The organism is Nocardia coubleae NBRC 108252, assembly GCF_001612805.1.
GTDB classification, from domain to species: domain Bacteria; phylum Actinomycetota; class Actinomycetes; order Mycobacteriales; family Mycobacteriaceae; genus Nocardia; species Nocardia coubleae.
Window position 1 is genome coordinate 62,709 of sequence record NZ_BDBD01000021.1, and the last position, 25,118, is coordinate 87,826.

A 25,118-nucleotide genomic window follows, 5' to 3' on the forward strand; every position below is an offset into this window, starting at 1 on the left:
TCGCGACCGGTCCACCGAGTCTTCAGGGCCGGCACCGGTACGCGGGGCAGGAGGTATCACGGTGGCATACGCGCAGGTAGGTGTGCACCGATCCGGGGGCAGGCTCAGCGTGGCCGATATCGCGGCACAACCAGGCGGTATCGAGGCACTCCAGTGCCGTGTTCACGAATTACGTTCCCGGGGTGTGCATTTCGCGGCAAACGCGATAGAGCAAGAGATGGTCGCGCTGGATCTCCCACCACGGGGATAATGGGCTGATGCCCACTGTCTCGACCATCCTCGCGCGGATCCTGGAAAAACCCGTCACCGACGGGGAGAAACTGCTCGACAGCGCGCTGTCGGCGTTTCTGGATTTCGGGATCAAACGGACAAGTATGGGCGAGATCGCGCGCCGCGCCGGTATCAGCCCGGCCACCCTGTACCGACGCTTCGAATCCAAGAACGACCTGGTCGAAGCGGTGGGCGTGCGTGAGGCGCAGCGCTATGTCGGCGAGATCGACGAGCGGGTCCGCGCGGTCACCGAACCCGGGGACCGGCTGGTCGAGATCTTCGTCGCCTTCGTCACGACCATCGCGGGCAACGAACTGCTGCGGCGGTTGCTCGGCACCGAGCCGGAGATGATCCTGCCCAAACTCACCACCGACGCCGGGCCCATTCTGGCGGTGGGACGCGAATATCTCGCCGACAAGCTGCGTGAGGTGCAGGCGGGCTCCCCTGACTTCGACCCGGACCTGGTCGCCGAGATCATGGCCCGGCTCGCCTTGTCGCTGGCGCTGACACCCGACGGGCTGATCCCGCTCGACGACGCCGAGGCCGGGCGGGAATTCGCGCGCCGCACGCTGCTGCCGATGGTCGGCGTGCGGCCCTCCTACTGAGCGGACACCCCGAACGCCTCGGCGACTGCGTCGTCGACGGCGGCATCGGATACCGGCACACCGTCCTCCATGAGCTCGCGCACGCGGCGCACGATCTCGACGGCCGCCGGACTGCATGGATCAGGCAGGGGCAGCCGGGCGACGTACTGGGTGATCCAGCGCCGCCTGCCCGAATACAGGCGGTTGCCGCAGACCGCGTCGTAGAAGCGCAGGCCCAGCGCCGAATTCGCCACGCCCATCAGGAGATACGCCAGGTCGGTCGCGGACTTGCCTGCGTCGAGGTCGGTGAGCGAGATCCAGTAGCAGTCGCCGTTCACCACGGCACCGGAACGGTCGAGGGCGAAGCGGGGCCGTTCGCTGATGTCGGGAAAGACGAGTTTGGGCGCACCCCACAGGTGCGGTCGTTGCGGCACCCAGATCTCGTACCACTTGCGGCCGCCGTCGAGAACATAGCGTCGGCCGGACAGAGCCTTCTCATGGGTGCGCAGATACTCTGCTGCGCAGGGGAATTCGGCCAGATCGACCGGGGTGCGCCGTGTTTGCCGCAGGTCGTAGGGGTAGAGCACTCTGGTGCCACGATCCTTCTTGATCTGCCACCGCTCGAGGTCGTGGTGAGTGATCAAGGGCTGCAACAGTTCTCGCTCGGGCGTGGGGTCGAGGTCGTCCCAGTGGTCGGAGATGAACACCCGATCGGCGGTCGTCTTGATACCCACCCGGATTCGCGCGGTCTCGCCGAAGGTGTGCCAGGTTCGGTCGGCGATCTTGTCGAGCCAACGGTCGACGGCCGGCCGCGACATCCGCCAGACCGTCTCGCCGTGCGGAGGTTCGTGCCCGGTGATCACCCGGCCGGCCGACGGCCCGTTCGCCGCTTCCCGCCCCTGCGATGCCAACGTCCCCACTTCAACCGCGAACACACGTCCCCCAGCCCCGACCAGGCAGTCGGCGTCCCCGGCCAGCGCATCGAACAGGTCTGTACCGCAGCCTGTTTCGTCACCAGTTCGCTCATAGACGGAGACATACCGGCAACCGATCGAGCTCTCGGCAACGTTCGCCGGATCGCTTCGCTTCGAGAATCCGCCGGCGGACAGGGAATCGGTGGGCACGATCGCGGGCGCCGCAGCACTGCCCGCCGCAGTGTCGGACGCCGCAGTACCGCCCGCCGCAGCACCGCCCGCCGCAGTGCCGGACGCCGCAGTGCCGGACGCCGCAGCACCGCCCGCCGCAGTGCCCCCCGTCGCAGTGCCGGACGCCGAGGTGGAAGCTGCGGCATATGCGCGCGTTCTGCGGTTCTGATGCGCGTTGTCGGCGCCTACACCGCTCGCACCGTCACCGGCCGGGATCGTGTCTTCGCCGGGAAGCACGCGGGCATGCGCGACGCTCGCGGCTGATCTGGTGGCAATGGTGATCGCGGGGAGGACGGCAGCGGAGAAGAGCTTGGTGTCGCCGAGGTCGTAGAGCTCGACCGGGGTCAGGTCGGCGGTGAGGATGCGGCGCAGGTTGGCACCCGCGCGGGTGGTGAGAAACCTGTTGGCGCAGAGCAATCCGAGCACTCCACCCGGCGCGAGGAGACGCGGCGCCAAGGCAACGAAGGGGTGGGTGAGATCGATGCGCCCACGGAGCCCGAATTTTCGGCTGAGCAGTTGCGCGGTGGCCCCGCCGAGCTGCTGCGTGCGCACATACGGCGGGTTGCTGATGATCAGATCGAAGGAGCCCTTCGCCAGACGCGGCGCCTTCGCCAGGAAATCCCCCGCCCGGCAGCGGATCTCGACCCCTGCGGCCGCGGCCCGCGCCACCGTTTCACCGACGGCGGCACGGTCCAGGTCGTACCCGGTGAGCCGGACCGCGACACCCGGTGCGCACGACACCATCTCGCGATGCACCGCGAGCAGCAGCTCCCCGTCCCCACAGGCCGGGTCGAGCACCCGCAACTCGGCGCCACACGGGGCGTACAGCAGTGCCCGACGCGCCAGAAACCGCGCCAGCTCCGGCGGGGTGTAGTGCCTGCCGTGCCGTTTGCGCTCCTGCGCATCGCGGGACTGCAACGCCATGGGTCCGATTGTGCCCCGCCACGCCCCGATTGCGCGTCAGGCGCGGGCTGCCATCGCCCCCGGCCACAGTCGGCCGCCCCCGACCCGTGCGTGGTGTGACCCGGACGCGCCCGTGGGAATCGGGTCAGGATCGGGGCGGCGACGCGCGGTAGGGTCGGCTCGCTATGTTGAAATTCCGCACCGCCGCGATCGCTGCGGCGGCTCTCCCGTTGTTGTTGCCCGTACCGGCGCAGGCGGATCCCGCCGAATACGCGCCGACCATGATCATCCTCGACGCCTCGGGTTCGATGGAACGCCCGGATCGCGGCGGGACCATGATGGACGCAGCCAAACAGGCTGTCCGTACCTTCGTCGATTCGGCGCCGGCACAAGCCTCGGTCGGCCTCACCACCTACGGCACGGGTACCGGTAACACCGAGGCGGAGAAAACTCAGGGCTGCCGCGACGTGCAGGTGCTGCACCAGCCGAACACCTTGGACAAGGCCGCGCTCACCACCGCCGTCGACGGCATCCAGGCGCGGGGTTGGACGCCGATGGGTACCGCGCTGCGGCAGGCCGCCGACGCGCTGCCCGATTCGGGGCCGCGGTCCATCGTGCTGGTCTCCGACGGTGACGACACGTGCGCACCGCCGGATCCGTGCGAAGTCGCCGCCGAACTGAAGCGGGCGGGCGTCGATCTCGTCGTGCACGCGATCGGTTTCGCCGTCGACGACAAGGCCCGTGCCCAGCTCACCTGCATGGCTCAGGCGACGGGCGGCACCTACACCGATGCCGCCGACGGCGCCGCCCTCGAGCGTGTCCTGCCCCGCGTGAGTTCCACCGCCCTGCGCAACTACCAGGCCACCGGAACACCCATCACCGGCGCCGCCGAGTACGGTTCGGCGCCGGCGGCGAAGGCGGGCCAGTACCTCGACACGATCGGTCAGCACGAGAAGCGGTATTACGCCGTCGATGTGCCCGAGGGCGCCACCGCCCATTTCACCGGCATCGTGTCGTTCCCCCGCGCGAAGGACGTCTCGACCACCGAGGACATGAACGCCCTCGAACTGCGCGTCCGCGACCGCGCGGGCACCGACTGCGGGAAGCGCGAACGCGAACTCGAAACCCGCTCCAGCGACGGTGTCGCCCTCACCGTCGCCACCACGTTCGACGGCGCCGCCGAGTCGAGCGGCACCTGCAGTGGTGGCGGCCGCTACTACTTCGAGGTGAACTGGGACCTCGCCTCGGCGGGTGCGCCCGCTCGCCTGCCGATGGAGATCCTGATCGGCATCGAACCGGGCGTCACCGATCCCGGGCCTGCGGCAACCCCGACGCCCGTCACCTTCACCGACCCGGGCGGGCCGGTCCAGCCGGTGACCGGCGGTGGCTCCTTCACCGTCGCCGCCACGCTCCCCGGCAGCGGAAAGCTCAGTGACACACTGCAATCGGGTGAGTTCGTCTTCTACCGGGTCCGCCTGGACTGGGGTCAGGGGCTGGCCTATCGCGTGCAGTTCGCCGAGACCGGCGGCGCGAACAACACCTCGGCGGCGAACGTGGAGACCGTGCTGTACTCGCCGCTCGGCCGTGAGATCGCCACCGACACCAACGCCTACACCGGCCGATCCAGTGCCGAGCTGTCGGTGGAGTCGGTTCCGGTCCGCTACACCAATCGCGAGCAGTCCGACTCCGGGGTGAAACAGCAAGCGATCGCGGGCTGGCACTATCTCGCGGTGAAGGTCGGCCAGCCGTCGGGCGCGGATGCGATGCCGCCGACGCCGGTGCAGCTCGACATCAGCGTCTCGGGCACGGCCGAACCCGGCCCGGCCTATCGCGGCGGGGGCGACGTGCTCGGCGAGCAGAGCCGGGACCAGCTGGTGACAGTGGACGGATCAACGGCCACCACCCGCCCGTGGACCCTGTACGCGCTGGTCGGCGCGGGCATTGTGTTGCTCGTCGGTATCGGCGTCGCCGTGGTCGTGGTCGTGCGCCGCCGAGCCTGATCCCTCCCGGATCCCTTCTCGCGCCCCTACCGTGCCAGTCGGCGGCCATGACCGTCGGCCGACGGACTCGCCGAGCAGAACCCGCCCCGTCCGAATCTTCGTGGCGCGGGCGGGTTCCGCGTTTCCGCCCCGACTGCTAAGTTGGTCTCAAAATGAGACTAGTTCTCACGACCGACCGAGGGAGCCGCGCGATGGCGCCGACCGATCACCCCGATTTCGCCGCCCTACGGCGCCTGGCCGACGAACGCTGGACCTGCCGCCAGTTCAAGCCCGATCAGGTCGAGCGCGCCACGATCGAACAACTCCTCGCCCTCGGGCAGCGCACCCCGTCCTGGTGCAACACCCAGCCCTGGCAGATCGTCGTGACCGCGGGCGACGGCACCGACCGGTTCCGCAAGGAACTGCTGGCCCACATCCAAACCGCTGCCAACACACCGGATTTCGAATTCCCGGTCGCCTACGAAGGCGTCTACCGGGAACGGCGGCGCGCCTGCGGATTCCAGCTCTACGACAGCGTCGGCATCGTCAAGGGCGACCACGAGAAGACCATGCGCCAGATGGTGCGCAATTTCGAACTCTTCGACGCACCGCACGTCGCGATCGTCACCTCCGAGGCCGACCTCGGGGTGTACGGCGCCATCGACTGCGGGCTGTGGCTGGAGAACTTCCTGCTCGGCGCCCAGGCTCTCGGCCTCGGCGCCGCACCCCAGGCGGCGCTGGCCTCCTACTCCCCCTTCATCCACGAGTACTTCGGCATCCCCGACACCCGCAAGGTCGTCTTCGGCGTCTCCTTCGGCTACCCCGACCTCGACCACCCGATCAATAGCTTCCGCACCGCCCGAGCCCCCCTCGACGACCAGGTCACCTGGCACACTTCCTGAATCACGCTCTGGTGGCGGAAGCGCCCGAGAAGCGGCCGCCACCAGAGCGCGGTGATCGATTGACCAGTCAGGCGACGCCGGTGATGCCGGGGCCAGCCTGCGGTTCGATGTCACGGGCGGTGACCTCGGCGTGGCACGCGTCGCAGGTGAGGTGGACGTGGGCTTCGCCGGTGCAGTCGTGGTGGCGGTATTCGACCGGTGGGCCCTCGGGGGCCATGTAGGTGTCGCCCCAGTCGCGGATGGCCATCAGGATCGGGTAGATGGCGTGGCCTTTTTCGGTGAGGCGGTATTCCTCGTAGGCGCCGTCGTCGACGGGGCGTTTGACGAGGATGTCGTGCTCGATGAGGCGATCGAGTCGGTCGTGCAGGCGGCTGCGGGAGATGCCGAGCGCGCTCTGGAAGGCATTGAACCGGCGGACGCCCGCGAAGCAGTACTTCAGGATCAGCAGCGTCCAGCGGTCACCGAGGATCACCAGGGGCCGCGTGATGGAACACGGGGCATCGGCAAGCTCCTCATAACGCACCCTGCCATTATGCGCCGCGGTGCTGTGCGGACAGGAAAACGGCCGCCTCGACGACGAGGCGGCCGTTTCCCGGTCAGCTCACAGCGGGATGTTCTTGTGGTGACTCTTGCGGGCAGGCGCCGAGGCCAACGCCGCGGCGAGAGTGCTGCGGGTCTTGGCCGGGTCGATCACCTCGTCGACCACGCCGATCGCGACGGCGCGTTCCACTCCGCCCGCGATCCGCTCGTGCTCGGCGGTGAGCCGCTCGTGCAGCGCCTCACGCTCCTCTTCCGGTGCGGCGGCCAGCGCCTTCTTGTGCAGGATGCCGACCGCGGCCTTGGCACCCATCACGGCGACTTCCGAACCGGGCCAGGCGAATACGGCCGTGGCACCGAGGGCGCGCGCGTTCATGGCGATGTAGGCGCCGCCGTAGATCTTGCGGGTCACCAGGGTGACGCGCGGAACGCGAGCCTCGGCGAAGGCGTGCAGCAGCTTGGCGCCGCGACGCACCACACCCTCGAGTTCCTGACCGACACCCGGCAGGTAGCCGGGAACGTCGGTGACCACGATCAGCGGAATGCCGAACGCATCGCACAACCGCACGAAACGCGCGGCCTTCTCGGCACTTTCGGAGTTCAGGCAGCCACCCAGACGCAGCGGGTTGTTGGCGAGCACACCGACCGTGCGCCCACCGAGGCGGCCGAGACCGGTCACCATGCTGCGCGCGTAACCGCCCTGCAGCTCCTCGAACGACGACTCGGTCGCGCCGTCGGGCGACTCCACATTGTCGAGCAGCTCGTGGATGATCGGCTTCACGTCGTAGGCGCGCTTGGCCGACTCCGGCATCATCGCCTTGAGGTCGACATCACCGTGCGCGGCCGCGACCAGGTCGAACTCGCCCTGCTCGGCGAACATCGACACCAGCCTGCGGGCCCGGTGCAGCGCGTCGGCCTCGTCGTCGGCGGCGATATGGCAGACGCCGGACTTCTTGAAGTGTGTGGTGGGACCACCGAGGGTCTCCATGTCGACGTTCTCGCCCGTCACCGAGCGCACCACGTCGGGACCGGTGACGAACACGCGGCCCTCGGGCGCCATGATGACCACATCGGTCAGCGCGGGACCGTAGGCGGCGCCGCCGGCGGCGAAGCCGAGCACCACCGAAATCTGGGGAACGAGCCCGGACGCGCGGACCATGGCCTCGAAGACCAGCCCGACCGCGTGCAGCGCCTCGACACCCTCGGCCAGGCGTGCGCCGCCGGAGTGCCACAGGCCGACCACGGGGATGCCGGATTCGATAGCGGTGTCGATCGCGTCGACGATGTGCTTGCAACCCTCGACGCCCATCGCGCCACCCATCACGGTGGCGTCGGAGCAGTACGCGACGGTGCGGACACCGTCGACCTCGCCGATCGCGGCGAGCACACCGGAGCGGTCGCGGGGATGCAGCGGCAGGATCGTGCCGGGGTCGAAGAAGCGCTGGAGCCGGCCGAGCGGGTCACGCGGGTCGGTGACCGAATCCTGAAACGCGGGAGCAATGATGGTCATCGCGTCCACTCCTACCTTCGTTGTCGAAAATCTCTCGGCCTCCGCCGGATCACGGCGGAGGGTCGAACCATTCAGTTGGCCGACCCCCCACCGGGAAATCCGTGCGTCAGGCCCGACCGAAGGCGAGCGCGACGTTGTGCCCACCGAAGCCGAAGGAGTTGTTGATCGCGTACTCGATTTCCTGGCGACGGGCTTCCCCGTGCACCACATCGAGATCGATCTCCGGATCCTGGTTGTCCAGGTTCAGCGTCGGCGGAACGATGCCGTCCCGAATCGCGAGCACAGTGAGCACCGACTCGAGGGCGCCGACGGCACCGATCGAGTGACCGAGTGCCGACTTCGGCGCGTACACCGAAGCGTGGTTACCCACCGCCAAGTTGATCGCGTTCGCCTCGGCGGTGTCGCCGATGGGAGTCGCGGTCGCGTGGGCGTTGATGTGGGTGATGTCGCGCTTGGTCAGACCGGCGGTCTGCATCGCACGAGTCATCGCCCTGGCCGCACCGGTGCCCTCGGGATCGGGGGCGACCAGGTGGAAACCGTCGGAGGTGATGCCCGCACCCAGCAGACGCGCGTGGATGGTCGCACCGCGAGCCTTCGCGTGCTCCTCGGTCTCGATCGTCATGAGCGCGCCCGCTTCGCCGAAGACGAAGCCGTCACGATCCTTGTCGAACGGACGCGAAGCACCCTTGGGGTCGTCGTTGCGCGTGCTCATCGCCCGCATCATGGAGAACGCCGCGATCGGCACCGAGTCGATGAAGCCCTCGACGCCACCGGTGACGACCATGTCGGCGTCACCCATCACGATCATCCGCCACGCGTTGGCGATGGCCTCCGAACCCGACGAGCACGCCGAGACCGGAGTGACCACTCCCGCCCTGGCCTTCAGCTCTAGACCGACGACCGCCGACGGACCGTTCGGCATGACCATCTGAACAGCCAGCGGCGAGATCTTGCGATAGCCGCCGTTCTTCAGCTTGTCGACCGAGTCGATCAGCGCGTCGCCGCCACCGAGACCGGTACCGATCGCGACACCCAGGCGGTCGTGGTCGACCTCCGGGCTGCCCGCGTTCTTCCACACCTCGCGACCGAGCACGGTCGCCAGGCGCTCGACATACGCCATACGGCGGATCTCGACCCGGCTCAGGAGGGTGTCGGGGCTGACTTTCAGGTGACCGCCGATACGCACCGGCAGGTCGTATTCCTCGATGAAGGAATCCTCGAGAACGTCGATTCCGCTCTCACCGTTGAGGAGTCCCTTCCACGTCGCATCGACATCACCCGCGATCGACGTGGTCGCCGCCATGCTGGTGACGACGACGTTGGGGAAATTCCCGTTCAAGGTGGAAGGAGTGGTCACTGGTTCAGCCTCTACTCGGCGTCGAACTTGGCCTTGAGCTCCGCGGCGGCGTCGGAGTTCTCCGCCTCGAGCTTCTGGATGTAGGAGACAGCGTCACCCACGGTCTTCAGGCTGGCGAGATCCTCGTCGGGGATCTTGACGCCGTACTTGTCCTCGGTCTGCACAGCGATCTCGACCATGGACAGCGAGTCGATGTCCAGGTCGTCGACGAAGGACTTCTCGATGGTCACCTCGGAGGGTTCGATACCCGTAACCTCTTCGATGATCTTGCCGAGTTCTTCGACGATCTGTTCCTGGGTCAGAGCGGCCACTTTGGTGGCTCCCTTCTTGTTTCTCATTTGTAGGGTCTTGAACAGCCGACGCACTTCGTCGTGCGCGACCGCCGGGGGGAAAGCTAGCCCGCGGAGGTGAGTCCGGCCAACGCGGGGAGGTCTTCGGGAGTCTTGAGGGCGAGGTTGGGGGTGCCCTTCAGTTCCCGTTTGGCGATGCCGACCAGGGTGCCCGCCGGTGGCAGTTCTGCCACCGCCGAGACGCCCGCGGCGCGGACGGTCTCGGTGCACAGGTCCCAGCGCACGGGACGGGTGACCTGCGCGGCGAGCTTGTCGATCGCGTCGGCGCCCGAGGTGACCGGTTGTCCGTCGAAGTTCGACAGCAGCGTCCGGATCGGGTCGCTCGGCGAGATCTGGGCGATGGCATCGGCGACAGCTGCCTGTGCCGGGGCCATGAAAACGGTGTGGAACGCACCGGCGACGGGCAATGCGCGGACCCGTGCCTTCTCCGGCGGGTTCGCGGCGAGCTCCGCCAGAGCTTCCAGGCGGCCCGCCGCGACGATCTGGCCTACCGCGTTGCGGTTGGCCGGGACGAGATCGAGTTCGGCGAGCCGTGCGAGCACGGTGGCTTCGTCGCCACCGAGCACCGCGGACATGCCGGTCGGTTCCTGCGCACACGCCTTGGCCATCTCCCGGCCGCGGATGGCGGCCAGGCTGACGGCCTCGTCCGGGGTGATGACGCCCGCGACAGCGGCCGCGGCGAATTCGCCGACCGAATGCCCGGCGACGATCGTATCCGCAGGAAGGGTTTCGGGGGCGATTTCGGCGAAGGCCAGCAGTGCGGCCGCGACCACGAGCGGCTGCGTCACCGAGGTGTCGACGATCTCCTCCGCCGTCGCGGTGGTGCCGAGACGGACCAGGTCGAGGCCGGCGGCCTTCGACCACAGCTCGAGGCGATCAGCCGCACCGGGGAGTGCGAGCCAGGGCGTGAGCATGCCGGGTGTCTGGGACCCCTGTCCAGGGGTGAACAACGCGATCACCCCCTAAGAAAACACTGTGACCCCCGCCGCACGAGATGTCGGCGCGAATGAAGGTTTGGAACGCGTTTTGTAGGGGTCCCACAAAATCCGAGGTGGGGCGTCCGGATCGACCGATTCACGAATCCCGTTACAGGGGGTCGTGAGCCATTGGGGTTGGCGGGGTTTCCGTGACAGAAGTGGATGATTCGTTATGCGTTCGTGTCAAACGGCCCACTGTGGCCGCGATCCGGAGCACATAAGCGTCGCGGGGATTGAGCGGATCACGTCCGGTCACCTCGCCGATTCGCTTGAGGCGATACCGGACAGTATTTGGATGGACGTACAGCTGACGCGCGCACGTTTCTACTGCTCCGCCACAATCCAGGTAGGCGTCCAATGTGTCGGACAACGAAGATCCGGCCGACGCCAACGGGAGGACAACATACTCGTTCAGCGCCTCTATCGCAGCTCTATCGCCCAGCAGGGCCCGTTCCGGTAACAACTCCGAGGCGTGAACGGGCCTTGGCGCGCCTCGCCACCCGACAACGGCCTCCATTCCGGCCAAGGCCTCGATGGCGGAGGCGTGCGCGGCGCCGAGGGTGCGCATGGTCGGGCCGATCACCACCGGACCGTCGGAGAACACCTCGGCGAGCAGATCCGACAGGAACGGCGAACCGATCCCCGCGTCGCCCAGGTGCCCGCTGACCACCATCACCAGCCGCGCGCCCTGCACGACCGCGAGCGCGGCGCGACCGTGCCTGGTCGCGATGGTGTGCACCGCCCCGACCGTCGACACACCCTGGTCCTGCGGCGGGGTGCCGACGAGCACCGTTGCCGGTGCGGTGGCGTCCCAGTTCAACGTGGCCGCCCGGGAGAGCATGTCCGGGCCCGTGTCCCCGCGCACCACCGCGTCGACCACCAGCGCCTCGAGGCGGGTGTCCCAGGCGCCCCGCGATTCGGCGGCGCTCGCGTACACCGAGGCGGCCGCGAAACCGAGCTCACGCCCGTATCGCAGCACCGCCTCGGTGAGCGCGACCAGCTGCCGGTCGTTGCGGGCCAGGGCGGGCAGCCATTGTTCGAAGAAGTCCATGGCCACCCGGACCATGTCCACGGTCTGGCGCAGCGTGAGCCGCCGCGCCAGATCCTGGGGAATCACCTGGAAGGCGTCCAGGCTGAAGCGAATGTCGGATTCGGGATCCTGCAACCACTCCAGGAAGTTCACCACCGCGGTCTGCACCAGCATCTGGACGCCTGCCCGCTGGGCAGCGTCCAGATCGGCGAAGAACGGCAACCGGTCCTGCATCGCGCCGACCGCCTCGGTCGACAGCCGACCCGAGAACTGCTTGACCCGTCGCAGCAGCGTGTCGGGCAGCGGGTCACGGGTCTGCCGGTTCGGGGACAGTGCCCCGGTCGGCAGGTAGACCTCGTGCGTGCTTGTGCCCTCGGTGATCCGACGGGGCCGCGGCGGTTTGCGCTCCACAGTCCAATAGTCCGCTACGCCAGTTCCTCCGGTGCGTCCGCACTCGGCTTCGGCGCGGCGGACACATCGTCGATGCGGTATTTCGCGGCCGCTTCCACCGCCTTGGCCTTGTCGAAGGTGCCGTCTTTCACCAGGCCTTCGAGCACCGCGACGACGATGGACTCCGCGTCGACGTTGAATACCCGGCGGGCGGCGGGACGGGTGTCGGAGAAGCCGAACCCGTCGGTGCCGAGGGTGATGTAGTCGCCGGGCACCCACTGCCGGATCTGATCGGGAACCGCGCGCATCCAGTCGGTGGCGGCCACCACCGGTCCACGTGCCGAGGCGAGCGCCTCGGTGACGTAGGCGACGCCGGGGTCGGCATCGGGGTGCTTGAGCGCGTGGATCTCCTTCTCGACGGCTTCCTTGCGCAACTCGCCGAACGAGGTCACCGACCACACGTCGGCGGCCACATCCCACTCCTGCGCCAGGATCTGCTGGGCGCGCAGACCGGCGGGCACGGTCACGCCGGAGACCAGGATCTGGGCGCGCACCTCGCCCTCACCACCGCGCTGGTACAGGTACAGGCCCTTGAGCAAGCCGGCCACGTCGAGGTCGTCGGGCTCGGCCGGTTGCTGGTAGGGCTCGTTGTAGAGCGTGATGTAGTAGAAAATGTTCTCCCCGCCGAAGGTTCCGGTCTCCTGCGGGTGGGTACCCGGCAGCGTGCCCGGATCCGGGTTGCCGCCGCCGTACATGCGGCGCAGACCGTCGCGCACGATGTGGGCGATCTCGAACGAGAACGCCGGGTCGTAGGTGACCACGGCCGGGTTGGTCGAGGCGAGCAGCAGCGAATGCCCGTCGTTGTGCTGCAGGCCCTCACCGGTGAGTGTGGTCCGCCCGGCCGTCGCCCCGAGGACGAAGCCGCGGGCCAGCTGGTCGGCCGCGGCCCACAGGCCGTCGCCGGTGCGCTGGAAACCGAACATCGAATAGAAGATGTAGAGCGGGATCATCGGCTCGCCGTGCGTGGCGTACGCGGTGCCCGCCGCCGTGAACGACGCCGTCGACCCGGCCTCGTTGATCCCCTCGTGCAGGATCTGGCCGACGTTGCTCTCCTTGTAGGCGAGCATCAGTTCCGCGTCGACGGAGGTGTAGAGCTGGCCGTTGCGGTTGTAGATCTTCAGCGACGGGAACCAGGAGTCCATGCCGAAGGTGCGTGCCTCGTCCGGGATGATCGGCACGATGCGCTTGCCGATCTCCTTGTCGCGCAACAGTTCCTTCATCAACCGGACCAGCGCCATCGTGGTCGCCACGTTCTGCTTGCCCGAGCCCTTGCGCACCGAGCGGTAGGCCTCGTCGCCCGGCAGCGTCAACGGCTTTGCTGCACTTCGCCGTTCGGGCAGGTACCCACCGAGCGCCTTGCGCCTGGCCTGCATGTACTGGATCTCCGGCGCGTCCTGGCCGGGGTGGTAGTACGGGGGCAGGTACGGGTCCTTCTCCAGTTCCGCGTCCGAGATCGGGATGCGCTGCAGATCGCGGAAGTCCTTGAGGTCCTGCAGCGTCAGCTTCTTCATCTGGTGGGTGGCGTTGCGGCCCTCGAAGTGCTTGCCGAGGGTGTAGCCCTTGATGGTCTTGGCCAGGATCACCGTCGGCTGGCCCTTGTGCGTCATCGCCGCCGCGTACGCCGCGTAGACCTTGCGGTAGTCGTGGCCGCCGCGCTTGAGGTTCCAGATCTCGTTGTCGGACATGTTCTGCACCAGCGCCTTGGTGCGCGGGTCGCGGCCGAAGAAGTGATCGCGCACATAGGCGCCGTCGTTGGCCTTGTAGGTCTGGAAATCGCCGTCGGGGGTGGTGTTCATCAGGTTCACCAGGGCACCGTCGCGGTCGGCGCCGAGCAGCGCGTCCCACTCCCGGCCCCAGACCACCTTGATGACGTTCCAGCCCGCGCCGCGGAAGAACGACTCGAGTTCCTGGATGATCTTGCCGTTACCGCGCACCGGTCCGTCGAGGCGCTGCAGGTTGCAGTTGATGACGAACGTCAGGTTGTCGAGCGCCTCGTTGGCGGCCACCTGGATCAGGCCGCGCGATTCGGGTTCGTCCATCTCGCCGTCGCCGAGGAACGCCCACACGTGCTGGTCGGAGGTGTCCTTGATGCCGCGATCGTGCAGGTAGTGGTTGAACCTGGCCTGGTAGATCGCGTTCATCGGGCCCAAGCCCATCGAGACCGTCGGGAACTCCCAGAAGTCGGTCATCAGGCGCGGATGCGGGTAGGACGGCAGGCCCTTGCCGAGGCCGCCGTGGCTGTATTCCTGCCGGAACCCGTCGAGCCGGTCGGTGCTCAGGCGACCCTCGAGGAATGCGCGCGCGTAGATGCCGGGCGAGGCGTGGCCCTGGATGTAGATGTGGTCGCCGCCGCCGGGATGGTCCTTGCCACGGAAGAAGTGGTTGAAACCCACCTCGTAGAGCGCCGCCGACGAGGCGTACGTCGAAATATGCCCGCCCACACCGATTCCGGGACGCTGCGCGCGATGCACCATGATCGCGGCGTTCCAGCGGATCCAGGCGCGGTAGCGGCGCTCCACCTCCTCGTCGCCGGGGAACCACGGCTCGTTCTCGGTGGGGATCGTGTTGACGTAATCGGTGGAGGTGAGCGCGGGAATCGACACGCGACGCTCACCGGCGCGTTCGAGCAACCGCAACATCAGGTAGCGCGCGCGGCCCGGGCCTTCCCGGTCGAGCATCTCGTCGAAGGACTCCAGCCATTCGCTGGTTTCCTCCGGATCGATATCGGGTAGATACGATGCCACGCCTTCGCGGATCACCCGCACGCGTTCCCCGGTGGGTTTGGCACCGGGCGCCGCGGGGTCGGTCGGCGAATCGGAAGAAGCTGCAGAGTGGATCAGGTCGGTCAAATCTGCTCCTCGTACTGGGGGCTGAACTGCTTGTCGGCGTCGCGGTCCCCGGGCTTGCCCGCTTGGTGTGCGGAGCACCCGTCTCGAAAGGTTCGGGCGACCCCCATCCTTGCCGAAAGGGTCGCCCAGGTCATCATCTCAGCAGGAAATCCACTAGATTCGCGATGGACCTACCGGTCAGTGAAGTGAGAGGGAACGGTTCGACGATGAGGGTGCCGCACGCGCGCAGACTCGGGCTGATCTGTGCATCGGTCGCGGTGATCGCCGGTTCGGTGATCGCCGGGTGCGCCCAGCAGGTCACCGGAAACCCGACCACAGACCCCGCCGAAGTCGCCGCCTACAAGACCGAGGCGGCCGCGTCGTCCTCGGCGGCCGCGTCCTCCCGTGCGGCGGCCGCCCGGACCAAGGCCATCGAGGACAATTGCGGGCAGTTCCCCACCACCACCGGTGCGGGCGTCACCGCCTACAACGACTTCGTGAAGGCCCACGACGAGAACGCCCCCGACTACGCCGCCAAGCGCGAGGCCGCGGCCGTCGCGCTCGATACCGCCGCGACGGCCGTCGAGTCCGGTGTCGCCGCCGCCGCGGGCGCCCTGCCGACCGAGCTGGCCGACAAGTTCACCGCCTATGTCGTCGCCGCGCGCGAGCTGTCCGCCGAGACCCGGAAGATGACCTACAGCTCCGCGGTCGGCGGTCTCAACGATGCGAGCCGCAAAATCAATCAGGCGCGTACCGAGGTACAACAGGCCTGCCCACGGCGCTGAATTCACGTCGCCGACACGCGGCGTACGGTACCGATTCATCCGATCGGCTTGCGCTGCGGCCGATAACCATGTTCGCTTGCACGTATCTTACTGTCGGCAGTTTAGGGAGGACACCACCGTGGTCGCCGCGGCGGACGCGCAGAACTACGCTCAGAAGCTTGGCATTTCTCACGGCTTGGTTGTTCAGGAATTGGGCTGGGACGAGGACACCGACGACGCATTGCGCGCCGAGATCGAGGAGATCACGGGCGGCGAGATGGTCGACGAAGACTCCGACGAGGTCGTCGACGCCGTCCTGCTGTGGTGGCGAGAAGGTGACGGCGATCTGGCCGACGAGCTGATGGATGCCATCAGCCCGCTGGCAGACGAAGGGTTCATCTGGGTCCTCACCCCCAAAACCGGTCAACCGGGCCATGTCGATCCGAGCGAGATCGCCGAAGCCGCACCCACGGCCGGCCTGACCCAGACATCAACCATCAGCCTCGGCAGCTGGACGGGCTCGCGCCTGGTTCAGCCGAAGGCACCGTCCAAACAGCGCTGAAACCGCCGTTCGCTAAGGTCTCAGCCGGACGAGAACGCTCGGCTGAGACCCGACACGACGACAGGAACTCCCCTATGCCGCTAGAGGTTGGCACTCTCGCGCCGGATTTCACGCTCAAGGACCAGAACAACCAGCCCGTCACCCTGTCGGACTACCGGGGCAAGAAGAATGTCCTGCTGGTGTTCTATCCGCTCGCCTTCACCGGCATCTGCCAGGGTGAGCTGTGCAAGGTGCGTGACGAGCTGCCCAAATTCCAGAACGACGACGCCGAGATCCTCGCGATCTCCGTCGGCCCACCACCCACCCACAAGATCTGGGCGGCCGAACAGGGCTACCTGTTCCCCCTGCTGTCCGACTTCTGGCCGCACGGCGCCGTCGCCCAGGCCTACGACGTCTTCAACGAGAAATCCGGCTACCCGAACCGCGGCACCTTCGTGATCGACAAGTCCGGATACATCACTTTCGCGGAGATGAACGGGCCCGGAGAGGCCCGTGACCAGGCGGCTTGGGAGAAAGCGCTGGCCGCGCTAGATTCATAACCCGACACCGCCGGTCCCACCGGCGATGCAGGGGCGTATAGCTCAGCGGTAGAGCACTGGTTTTACACACCAGCGGTCGGGGGTTCGATCCCCTCTGCGCCCACATCTTGTCGCACACGTTCGGTTCGCACGTCACCGTCAGGTCGGTAGGCCGATCTCCTCGGGTGTCTTGTCGGTGCGGATCCCGCGGAAGCTCGGATGCCGGAGCAGTCCGTCGCCGCTGATCTCGCGGTATTCGATATCGGCGACGAAAACCGGTTCGACCCACCAGGCCGTCCGGGCGACCGGTGCCGGTGGTGGATCGTCGAGCGGTGTCGTGTCGCGGCGCACCTGGTCCAGGGCGGCGCGGATGCTGCGGCGGGACGCCGCGGTGAAGCCCGTGCCGACTCCGCCGATGCAGCGCAGACGGCCCTCCGGAGTGTGGCCGGCAAGGACAAGGCCGCCGAAGGTCGCGGCATTGGCGCCGTTGCCGGGGACCGCGCCGACGATCACGGCTTCGGTTGTGAGTCGGAGGACGACTTTCGTCCAGGCCGAGGAGCGGCGGCCCGGTTCGTAGATCGAATCGCCGTGCTTGCAGACGATTCCTTCCAACCCGGAGTCCGTCGCCACGCGCAACAACTCCTCCGCGCTGGTGTCGGTCAGCGACCACATCGGTGGAACCCGCACGCGCGCACCGTCGTCGAGGGTGAGGTCGGCCAGTTCGGCGCGGCGGGTGCGGTAGGAGTCCTCGAACAGCACATCCTCGTCGACACCGAGCACATCGAAGACGAGATAGTCGACGCGGACCTGCTCGATCAGCGCGGGCGTCGGCCGCTGGACGTGCATGCGCTGTTGCAACCGGGAGAACGAAGGTGCGCCGCGCTCGTCCGGAGCGACGAGTTCGCCGTCGAGAAGCAGGGTGCGTCCATCGGTGATCTCGGTGAGCGCGGTCACGACCTCGGGGTAGGAGCCGGTGATGTCGCGCAGGTTCCGGCTCCACAAACTGATCCCCGCCGGGGCGCAGTGGGCGATCGCGCGCACGCCGTCCCATTTCATTTCCGCGCACCAGCCGCCTGGCGGCTGCGGTGGCCGTCCGGGTTTGGCCAGCATCGGTGCCGGGACCGTGAACCCCACATGATCAGCCTATTCCCGCCGCTGTCCGGGCTCCGCTCACGCGGCAGATCCTCGGCGCGTCCGACCAGGCCGAATCCGCTATCGACCGGTCGGCAGGGCACGGTGGGCGGCACGGAGGAGGACGGTTGCCGCGATTGTCGCGCCCGCCAGTCCGGCCATGACGATTCTCGCGATCCAAGGCCCATAACTGATTGCCGCCACGCAGCCGAACGTCACAAGGACGCCGACAGCGAACAGCATCACAGCTGCCCTGCCGATTCCTGCGGTCTTCCCACGCAGAACCTGCTGGGAGGCGAACAGCAGACCGAGGCCGGCCAGCCCGGGAACGGCACCCACCACGCAGATCATCAGCAGATACGGCGAGTCGAGACCGGACACGATCACCCGCGACGAACAGGCCAGCAGCACCGCTCCGAGCGCACACCCGGCCGCACCCGCAGCCCACATTGCTCGCCGCACCTCGGAATCGGCGATATTCGAGGTCCTCACTGGGACGTCATCGACCTGGCCCATCTGAAACCCCCACAGCAGCGCACTCAGCGACAGGGGCGTACCGAAGCCCCACATCCGACCGTACCGGCCTACGGTGAACCCGTGGAGGCACCGAGATGATCGAAATCCCTGAGGCTTTCGCGCACGAGACCATCGGACGCGAAGGTGCGCCGGGCCGCGCCTGGATCACCTCGCTCCCCCAACTGCTCGATGATCTGCTGCAACGCTGGTCCTGCAGACCGGACGGCCCACTGATGCACGGAAATGTCGGGGTCGTGCTGCCTGTGGCCCACACAGACCACCCACCCGCGGTCATCAAGGTGTCCTTTCCCCACCCCGGCAACGACTTCGAGGCCGACGCCTTCGACACGTGGAAGGGCGCGGGTGCGGTGCGGCTGTTCGAACGCGACACCGCGCACTATGCGATGTTGCTGGAGCGCGCCCCGGGCGGAGCGCTGTCCGAGGTAACCGACTTCGACGAAGCCGTGACCGCCCTGGGTGAACTGTCGTGGCGGCTGGCCGTCGAAGCCCCGCCTGCTCTGCCGCGCCTGAGCCGCTTGGTCGCCGAATGGCCGGACGAAATAGCGGCTGCCGCAGCAGAAGTGGGCAATCCGCTGCCTGGTCGCGTCATGGGTGCCGCTCATGCCACTCTGCGAGAGCTCGGCCCGAACCAACCCGAAACGCTCGTCCACGGCGATCTCCACGACGCCAATGTCCTGCGCGGCGACCGCGAGCCCTGGCTGGCGATCGACCCCAAAGGCTACGTCGGTGACCGTGCCTACGACACGATCACCGTGATCCGCAGCTACCGTTTCGCTCCCCTGCTGTTCAGCGCCGACCCGGCGCGTGGCCTCCGTCGCGGCCTCGACATGTATTGCGAGGCAGCCCGGATCGATCGTGAACGGGCACGCCGGTGGGCGCAGGTGCGAGCGGTGCGAGCCGCGCTGTGGGGACGACAGCACGGTGAGCCGGATTGGGTCGTACAGGTCACCGACCGGCTCGCCGAGATGCTCGTCTGATTTCGGCGCAGCCCTTCGCATGGTCGGCGGGTACTACACAGCCGTCTTCGCGACCGTGAGCCTGCACTGCCCGTTGTCGCAGGAGCGGCGGAGTCGCCCCCGGGAGAGGGTTTGGGCAAGGCCGATGGCCCAGCACATCGGGCATCCACGCAGCGCGACGAGGCCGACGGGTAGCAACAGCAGGCTGATCACGCCGATGAGGGGCAGCAATGCGATCGAGCCGATCAGTGCGCCGAAACCTACGACCCCACGCGTCAGGTGGCGGGGCAGTGACGCGCTGGCGAAGTCGGGTTGGTCAGACATTCTTCCCTCCGGGAGGTGGATCAGGCTGGAGTGCTTGGCGCACCGACGCGCGGGCACGGTGCAGGCGCGATTTCATCGCAGTGGTGCTGAGGCCTAGCGCGTCCGCGACGATGCGACCGCTGAGGCCCTGGATATCGCGCATGATCAGGACCTGGCGCTGGTCGTCGGGCAGGGTGGCGACGGCGGCCGCCACCCTCGCCGCTTCCAGGCGACGCAGCACTTCGTCCTCGGCGGAGGCCGTCACAGTGACTTCCGCCGGTGGGTGCTGCGGCCTGATCCGCGCCCGCCGCAGGCACTCGTTGCGCACGATCCGGAACATCCACGACGCCAGCGCCCCCGACGCCCGCAACATCCCGATCTTGCGATACAGGATGATGAGGGCTTCCTGAGCCGCATCCTCCGCGTCTTCCGGTGTGGCACAGAGGGTTCGGGCGAAGCGCTGGATGTTCGGGTAGGAACCCGACACCAGCGCGGCGATCGAATCCACGTCCCCGTCGCGGGCGGAGACGATCAGTTCCTCGGCAGGCCAGCGCGAGTCAGTCACGCCCGGCCCGTTTGCGGCGCAGGGCGTACACGCACGTGCACATCAACACCAGGCCGACGACGATTCCGGTTCCGATGATCACAACAACCTCCGTTTCGTCCCCGCACGGTGCGCGGACACCTATAAGAGGTGCGAGACACGAAAAAGGATTCACGGCCGTTTCGCGGTGACAATCCACGCTCGCGAATCGAACAGCACGCCCTGGTCGGTCTCGTGCGCGGCGAGCACCTCCCGCAGCCGTACGCGGGCTCGCTCCCCCTCGGCGGGTTCGAGGTTGTCGAGAGAGGTCCGGAATCCGTCGAGCAGGCGCAGGTTGCTGTAGGCGGCGTCGCTGTCGGCGCCCAGATACACCGGTTCGTGCACGTCGGCGAAGGCGATGTCGACGAAACCCGCTGCGGTCAGGACGGATTCGGCGACCCCGGGGTCGGCCAGCGAGAACGGGCCCGGCCCTGGCTTCGCCATCGACGCGACGAGATCGCTGCGGAACACCGTCACCCACTCGTTGTGCTCACTCCCTTGCCACACCATCACCACCAACCGCCCACCCGGCCGCAATGCCCGCCCGATATTGCGGAACGCCGCCACCGGATCGGCGAAGAACATCACCCCGAACCGGCTGATACACAGATCGAACGCCCCGGCAGCGAAGAGATGACCCTGAGCATCGGCAACCTCGAACCCGACATTGCCCAACCCCTCCTCCACACTGATCCGCCGAGCCTGTTCGACCATCACCGCCGACACGTCGACCCCGAGCACCTCCCCCTCCACAGCGTCCCGCGCCGCCTCCCGCGTCGTACCGCCGGCACCACACCCGATATCGAGCACCCGATCCCGCACCCCCACCCCCGCCGCCGCCCGCAGATACACATTGTGCAACCGCAACTCAGCGTCGTAATCGAACAGTTCCATCCCGACCTCCACCGAGTGTGCGTCCGGCACCATCACACCACCCGCGTCCGAACCCTGCGACCATCACCAGCGATTTCGCCGTCAACCGCCCGCACTGCCCACGAATCGACGTGACAGTGGTGGCGGGAGCGGCGAGGATGGGGCGATGTCGACACGGGAGTTGATCGTCCTCGGGACGGCGGGGGCGGTGCCGACTCGTCGCCGCAATCACAACGGGTATCTGTTGCGGTGGGATGGGCGGGGTGTGCTGTTCGACCCGGGTGAGGGGACGCAGCGGCAGATGGCGCATGCGGGGGCTTCGGCTACCGAATTGCACTGGTTGTGTGTGACCCATTTCCATGGGGATCATTCGCTCGGCGTGCCGGGGATCGTGCAGCGGCTGGGGCGCGACGGCGTTCCGCACGATGTGCACGCCGTGTTCCCGGCCGAGGGCATCGAGTACTGGGAGCGACTGAAGTTCGCGACGAGCTACTACGGCTCGCCCAGCCTCGTCGAACACCCGATGAGCGGTGCGGGAGAAACGTTGCAGGGCAATGGTTTCAGCCTGACCGCCCTGCCGCTGTCGCACAGCATCCCCACCTACGGATACCGCCTGGCCGAACCGGACGGTCGCACATTCCTACCCGAGAAATTGCGCGAACACGGGATCTCCGGTGCCGCCGTGCGGGAGCTGTCGGGCCCGTTGCTCGAGGAGTGTTCGGCGCCGAGACCGGGCCAGAAGGTCGCCTTCGTGATGGATACCCGCCTGTGCGACAACGTCTTCGAGCTGGCGGCCGACGTGGACATGCTCATCATCGAATCCACCTTCCTGGATTCGGAAACCGAGCAGGCACACGAACGCGGGCATCTCACCGCACGTCAGGCGGGTGAGGTCGCCCGTGCGTGTGGGGTGAGAACACTTGTGCTCACCCACTTCTCGGAGCGCTACACCGCGGCCGACGATCGAACGTTCCTGGAGCAGGCCGACTTCCCCGGCGCCGTCCTCGCCCACGACCTCGATCGCGTCCCCCTTCCGGCCCGCCGCGCCTTATGAACGGCGGATCCGGAAGGCTGCCCGGCTAGAAGCTGCCGGTCGAAGGCATCGAGCTCGGCACGTTCACGGTGACCAGTTCGGAGAACGCGAACTCGGCACCGTTGACGCACCCACCGCGCGCGGTGATCGTGGAACCGGGTTCGAGCCCCTCGAGCGAGGTGGTGACCGTTTCGCCTGCATCGGCCAACGACTCCGGCGAACCGTTACCGAAGAACGCGTGGTTGTTCTCGGGTCCGATCCCGGCCTCGGCCCAGCACTGTCCCCGGTCGTTCGGGTTGTGCAGGGTGGCGGTGACGGTGCCCGCGGCGGTGCCGGTGAAGGTCACCTGTGGGGCGACGAACGGCGTCGCCGCACCGGCGGGTGCAATGGACCCGAAGGCCACGGTGGCCGAGGCGGCCAGTACGAAAGCTGCGGAAATTCGTCTGTTCATCACACGTTTGATGGTGCCGCACAATAGTTTTCGGCACAAGGAAACCGGTGCCACCACAACTGGGGTCTGGCCGTGCCGGAAATCTCGTTGGCAGCGTGGGCACGGATCGGTATCGTCGCTGACGTGTATACAGGCACCGCGATGATGAAGCCCTGGTCGCTCCGCTGACGGCGGCGACCGGCATTCCATCCCTCTTCTGACGCCGCCGTCCCGGGTCATCCGCCGGGCGGTTTCCTTGCGCTGCCCGGCTCCTTTCTCGAGCCGCGGAGTTCTCTGTGCCTACTTCTCCTTCCCTGCCCGCTGGTGCGCATGCCCATATCCGGGCCGCATCCGTCCACGTCACGCTCGGTTCACGCCCGGTGCTGACCGACGTCTCCGTCACCGTCTCCGCACGTTCGCGCCTGGCGATCGTCGGCGAGAACGGGCGTGGCAAGACCACCTTGCTGCATGTTCTCGCCGGTCTGCTGGACCCTGACAGCGGTTCGGTGAGCCGGGTCGGCACCGTCGGCATCGCCGAGCAGAACATCACCGTTCGCGCGGGCGAGACGGTCGGCGATCTGGTCGCCGAAACCATCGAACCGGCCAAGCGTGCCCTGCGCGATCTGGACGCCGCCACCCTGCTGCTCACCGAGGACGCACCGGGCGCCGACGACGCCTACGCCGCGGCCCTGGATGCCGCGACCAGACTCGACGCCTGGGACGCCGAACGGCGCGTCGACATCGCCCTGGCCGCCTTGAACGCCTGCACCGACCGATCCCACCCGCTGTCGACATTGTCTGTGGGACAACGCTATCGAGTCCGCTTGGCCTGCTTGCTCGGCGCGTCCGACGACATCCTGCTCCTGGACGAACCGACGAACCACCTCGACCGCGCGGGCCTCGACTTCCTCACCGACCGCCTGCGTGCCCACCCCGGCGGCCTGGCCGTCGTCAGCCACGACCGCGCCCTGTTGCGCGCGGTCGCCGAGGAGTTCCTCGATCTCGACCCGAGCCCCGACGGCCGCCCCCAGCTTTTCGCCGGTGGCTATGCCGGTTGGCAGGAGGGCAGACGCCGTGCCCGAGACCGCTGGGAAAGCGACTACGAAGAACAACTCGCCGAGCGCGCACGACTGCGGGAGGCGGTGGATGGTGCCCGCGACCGGCTCAGCACCGGGTGGCGTCCGGACAAGGGCCACGGCAAGCATCAGCGCCAGTCGCGAGCTCCCGGTCTGGTCCAGATGCTGAAACGCCGTCAGTCGGACCTCGACGCCCACACCATCACGGTCCCGGAACCCCCACTGCGCCTGCGCTTTCCAGAACTCCCGGTCCGCCGAGGAACACCGGCGCTGCGGTGCGAAGGCATCACCGTCCCCGGCCGCCTGAACACACCGATCGACCTCACTCTCGAAGCAGGCAACCGCCTCCTGATCACCGGCCCCAACGGCGCGGGCAAATCCACCCTGCTCACCGTGCTGGTCGGCGCACTCACCCCGGCGACGGGAACCGTCCACCAGCACAGTTCCGCCCGCATCGCGCTGCTCGGCCAGGAAGTCCCCGACTGGGACCTCACCGCCACCGCCCACGACATCTACGAACAGCACACCCGACACCTCGACAACCCACTCCCGCTCAACGCCACCGGCCTCCTGGAGAAACAAACCTCCCGCACCCCGGTCGGCCGCCTCTCCCAAGGCCAGCAACGCCGCCTCCACCTCGCCATCGAACTGGCCGCCCGACCGACGGTCCTGCTCTGCGACGAACCGACCAACCACCTCTCGACCACCCTGGTAGACGACCTCACCACCGCCCTGTCCACAACCCCCGCCACCGTCGTCGTAGCCACCCACGACCGCCGAATGCTCTCCGACTTGACCGACTGGCCCCGCCTCACGCTGTCGGCGTGAACACCACCCTCCGCGTCCTATGCGCGGACAGTTGCGGCTTTCCGTGGACGAGCGGAGCGGGATTGATCAGTCCGAGCCAGACGGATTCCCGTGCCCAACAACCAGATCGCCACACCCATCTGGAACGGGAACAGGATGGAGTAGTCGATGTCGCGGGTGAGGACCACCAGCGGCCCCGCGAAGGAACTGACCACGCCGGAGACCAGCGCGATCGCGCCGAGGATCCAGGCGGCGGTGGTTCGCACCTCGCGGGCGACGGCGATCGCGAGCGCGGCGGTGGTGAGACCGAGGGCCGGGGACGCGAGCACTTGCATCGCCATGTGGAAGTCGAGGATCGGGGTGTGGGCGTGGTCGCGCAGGTCGTCGGCCTCGGAGGCCGCTGCCACGTGCGGAATCAATTCGAGCCCGGCGAAGGCCGTGCCGACTGCCGCCAGGGTGAGCCATTTCGCGACCGCTTCGCCGAACACGCCGTCTCGCCGGGCGAGTACGTACATCGTCGCGGCGAGGAGCAGCCCGACCATCTGCAGCAGGTGGGACGCATTCCAGAGATCGCTGGTGAACATCGAGAGCAGGTGATCGTCGACGTTGCCGCCGGAACCGATCGGATGCAGCTGACCACCCACCCCGAATAGGACGGCAGCAACGACAAAGCCCAGCGGAACGACACGTTGATTCATTATGCACTCGATTCACTAGAGATGT

General features: G+C 67.7%; 24 protein-coding genes and 1 tRNA gene. 10 read left to right on the forward strand and 15 right to left on the reverse strand.

Going from position 1 to position 25,118, the window contains the following annotated elements; translation table 11 throughout:
* Positions 1 to 257: 257 nt before the first annotated feature.
* A complete protein-coding gene (locus NCO8_RS23075) occupies positions 258 to 875 on the forward strand; it encodes a TetR/AcrR family transcriptional regulator (RefSeq protein WP_067642217.1) in 618 nt (205 codons plus the stop codon).
* Here NCO8_RS23075 and NCO8_RS30810 read toward each other — a convergent pair.
* Complete coding sequence (locus NCO8_RS30810; protein WP_245655470.1) at positions 869 to 2,923, reverse strand: N-6 DNA methylase family protein; 2,055 nt, start codon at positions 2,921 to 2,923, stop codon at positions 869 to 871. The two genes, NCO8_RS23075 and NCO8_RS30810, sit on opposite strands and share 7 nt — an antisense overlap.
* A gap of 164 nt (positions 2,924 to 3,087) precedes the next feature.
* Here NCO8_RS30810 and NCO8_RS23085 point away from each other — a divergent pair, with 164 nt between their 5' ends.
* Both NCO8_RS23085 and NCO8_RS23090 read left to right on the forward strand, forming a co-directional pair.
* Positions 3,088 to 4,902, forward strand: a complete 1,815-nt coding sequence (locus NCO8_RS23085) for a vWA domain-containing protein (protein WP_067642218.1) — start codon at positions 3,088 to 3,090, stop codon at positions 4,900 to 4,902.
* Positions 4,903 to 5,093: 191 nt separating this feature from the next.
* Positions 5,094 to 5,783 carry a nitroreductase gene (locus NCO8_RS23090; protein WP_067642219.1) on the forward strand — a complete coding sequence of 230 codons (690 nt, stop codon included), beginning with the start codon at positions 5,094 to 5,096 and terminating at the stop codon, positions 5,781 to 5,783.
* Positions 5,784 to 5,850: 67 nt separating this feature from the next.
* Here NCO8_RS23090 and NCO8_RS23095 read toward each other — a convergent pair whose 3' ends face one another.
* The 7 genes from NCO8_RS23095 to aceE all read right to left on the reverse strand — a co-directional run bounded on the left by NCO8_RS23095 (position 5,851) and on the right by aceE (position 14,843).
* Entirely contained in the window at positions 5,851 to 6,306 is a 456-nt protein-coding gene (locus NCO8_RS23095) for a winged helix-turn-helix transcriptional regulator (RefSeq protein WP_067642220.1), read from the reverse strand.
* Between the two features lie 78 nt (positions 6,307 to 6,384).
* Entirely contained in the window at positions 6,385 to 7,830 is a 1,446-nt protein-coding gene (locus tag NCO8_RS23100; RefSeq protein ID WP_067487425.1) for an acyl-CoA carboxylase subunit beta, read from the reverse strand.
* Between the two features lie 106 nt (positions 7,831 to 7,936).
* The gene (locus tag NCO8_RS23105; protein WP_067487248.1) at positions 7,937 to 9,187 is read right to left on the reverse strand and encodes a KasA/KasB family beta-ketoacyl-ACP synthase; all 1,251 of its coding nucleotides are present in this window, start codon (positions 9,185 to 9,187) and stop codon (positions 7,937 to 7,939) included.
* An 11-nt stretch (positions 9,188 to 9,198) separates the two neighbouring features.
* Positions 9,199 to 9,498, reverse strand: coding sequence for a meromycolate extension acyl carrier protein AcpM (gene acpM / locus NCO8_RS23110; protein WP_019046010.1), 300 nt, complete (start codon positions 9,496 to 9,498; stop codon positions 9,199 to 9,201).
* 83 nt (positions 9,499 to 9,581) lie between these two features.
* Positions 9,582 to 10,496 (reverse strand): ACP S-malonyltransferase, encoded by a 915-nt coding sequence (locus tag NCO8_RS23115; RefSeq protein ID WP_067642221.1) that lies wholly within the window; start codon positions 10,494 to 10,496, stop codon positions 9,582 to 9,584.
* Positions 10,497 to 10,623: 127 nt separating this feature from the next.
* On the reverse strand, positions 10,624 to 11,925 hold the full coding sequence (locus NCO8_RS23120) for a PucR family transcriptional regulator (protein ID WP_174550359.1): 1,302 nt from the start codon (positions 11,923 to 11,925) through the stop codon (positions 10,624 to 10,626).
* A 44-nt stretch (positions 11,926 to 11,969) separates the two neighbouring features.
* A complete protein-coding gene (aceE, locus tag NCO8_RS23125; protein WP_067487244.1) occupies positions 11,970 to 14,843 on the reverse strand; it encodes a pyruvate dehydrogenase (acetyl-transferring), homodimeric type in 2,874 nt (957 codons plus the stop codon).
* Positions 14,844 to 15,049: 206 nt separating this feature from the next.
* Here aceE and NCO8_RS23130 point away from each other — a divergent pair, with 206 nt between their 5' ends.
* From NCO8_RS23130 to NCO8_RS23145, 4 genes are all read left to right on the forward strand, one after another.
* On the forward strand, positions 15,050 to 15,607 hold the full coding sequence (locus tag NCO8_RS23130) for an Rv2240c family protein (protein WP_067642223.1): 558 nt from the start codon (positions 15,050 to 15,052) through the stop codon (positions 15,605 to 15,607).
* A 118-nt stretch (positions 15,608 to 15,725) separates the two neighbouring features.
* Entirely contained in the window at positions 15,726 to 16,148 is a 423-nt protein-coding gene (locus NCO8_RS23135; RefSeq protein WP_067487242.1) for a DUF3052 domain-containing protein, read from the forward strand.
* A gap of 74 nt (positions 16,149 to 16,222) precedes the next feature.
* Positions 16,223 to 16,687 carry a peroxiredoxin gene (locus NCO8_RS23140; RefSeq protein ID WP_067487241.1) on the forward strand — a complete coding sequence of 155 codons (465 nt, stop codon included), beginning with the start codon at positions 16,223 to 16,225 and terminating at the stop codon, positions 16,685 to 16,687.
* Between the two features lie 31 nt (positions 16,688 to 16,718).
* Positions 16,719 to 16,790: transfer RNA gene (locus NCO8_RS23145), tRNA-Val, on the forward strand.
* Positions 16,791 to 16,825: 35 nt separating this feature from the next.
* On the opposite strand, the gene ligD is transcribed toward NCO8_RS23145, so the two are convergent.
* A complete protein-coding gene (gene ligD, locus NCO8_RS23150) occupies positions 16,826 to 17,800 on the reverse strand; it encodes a non-homologous end-joining DNA ligase (protein ID WP_084457406.1) in 975 nt (324 codons plus the stop codon).
* A 78-nt stretch (positions 17,801 to 17,878) separates the two neighbouring features.
* The gene (locus NCO8_RS23155) at positions 17,879 to 18,289 is read right to left on the reverse strand and encodes a hypothetical protein (RefSeq protein ID WP_157105050.1); all 411 of its coding nucleotides are present in this window, start codon (positions 18,287 to 18,289) and stop codon (positions 17,879 to 17,881) included.
* 119 nt (positions 18,290 to 18,408) lie between these two features.
* Between NCO8_RS23155 and NCO8_RS23160 the strand changes: the two genes are divergently transcribed.
* On the forward strand, positions 18,409 to 19,311 hold the full coding sequence (locus NCO8_RS23160; RefSeq protein ID WP_067642225.1) for an aminoglycoside phosphotransferase family protein: 903 nt from the start codon (positions 18,409 to 18,411) through the stop codon (positions 19,309 to 19,311).
* Positions 19,312 to 19,344: 33 nt separating this feature from the next.
* On the opposite strand, the gene NCO8_RS23165 is transcribed toward NCO8_RS23160, so the two are convergent.
* The 3 genes from NCO8_RS23165 to NCO8_RS23175 all read right to left on the reverse strand — a co-directional run bounded on the left by NCO8_RS23165 (position 19,345) and on the right by NCO8_RS23175 (position 21,070).
* A complete protein-coding gene (locus NCO8_RS23165) occupies positions 19,345 to 19,614 on the reverse strand; it encodes a hypothetical protein (RefSeq protein ID WP_067642226.1) in 270 nt (89 codons plus the stop codon).
* Positions 19,607 to 20,158 (reverse strand): RNA polymerase sigma factor, encoded by a 552-nt coding sequence (locus NCO8_RS23170; protein WP_067642227.1) that lies wholly within the window; start codon positions 20,156 to 20,158, stop codon positions 19,607 to 19,609. The genes NCO8_RS23165 and NCO8_RS23170 overlap by 8 nt, the downstream gene beginning before the upstream one ends.
* Positions 20,159 to 20,308: 150 nt before the next feature.
* Positions 20,309 to 21,070: a class I SAM-dependent methyltransferase gene (locus NCO8_RS23175; RefSeq protein ID WP_067642377.1), complete on the reverse strand. Its 762-nt coding sequence runs from the start codon at positions 21,068 to 21,070 to the stop codon at positions 20,309 to 20,311.
* Between the two features lie 145 nt (positions 21,071 to 21,215).
* Between NCO8_RS23175 and NCO8_RS23180 the strand changes: the two genes are divergently transcribed.
* Positions 21,216 to 22,103 carry a ribonuclease Z gene (locus NCO8_RS23180; protein WP_067642228.1) on the forward strand — a complete coding sequence of 296 codons (888 nt, stop codon included), beginning with the start codon at positions 21,216 to 21,218 and terminating at the stop codon, positions 22,101 to 22,103.
* A 25-nt stretch (positions 22,104 to 22,128) separates the two neighbouring features.
* Here the strand turns inward: NCO8_RS23180 and NCO8_RS23185 are convergent, their stop codons facing one another.
* A complete protein-coding gene (locus tag NCO8_RS23185) occupies positions 22,129 to 22,533 on the reverse strand; it encodes a hypothetical protein (protein WP_157105051.1) in 405 nt (134 codons plus the stop codon).
* Between the two features lie 275 nt (positions 22,534 to 22,808).
* Between NCO8_RS23185 and NCO8_RS23190 the strand changes: the two genes are divergently transcribed.
* Positions 22,809 to 24,416 carry an ABC-F family ATP-binding cassette domain-containing protein gene (locus NCO8_RS23190; RefSeq protein ID WP_218022673.1) on the forward strand — a complete coding sequence of 536 codons (1,608 nt, stop codon included), beginning with the start codon at positions 22,809 to 22,811 and terminating at the stop codon, positions 24,414 to 24,416.
* Between the two features lie 17 nt (positions 24,417 to 24,433).
* Here the strand turns inward: NCO8_RS23190 and NCO8_RS23195 are convergent, their stop codons facing one another.
* Positions 24,434 to 25,093 carry a hypothetical protein gene (locus NCO8_RS23195; protein ID WP_157105052.1) on the reverse strand — a complete coding sequence of 220 codons (660 nt, stop codon included), beginning with the start codon at positions 25,091 to 25,093 and terminating at the stop codon, positions 24,434 to 24,436.
* Between the last annotated feature and the right edge of the window lie 25 nt (positions 25,094 to 25,118).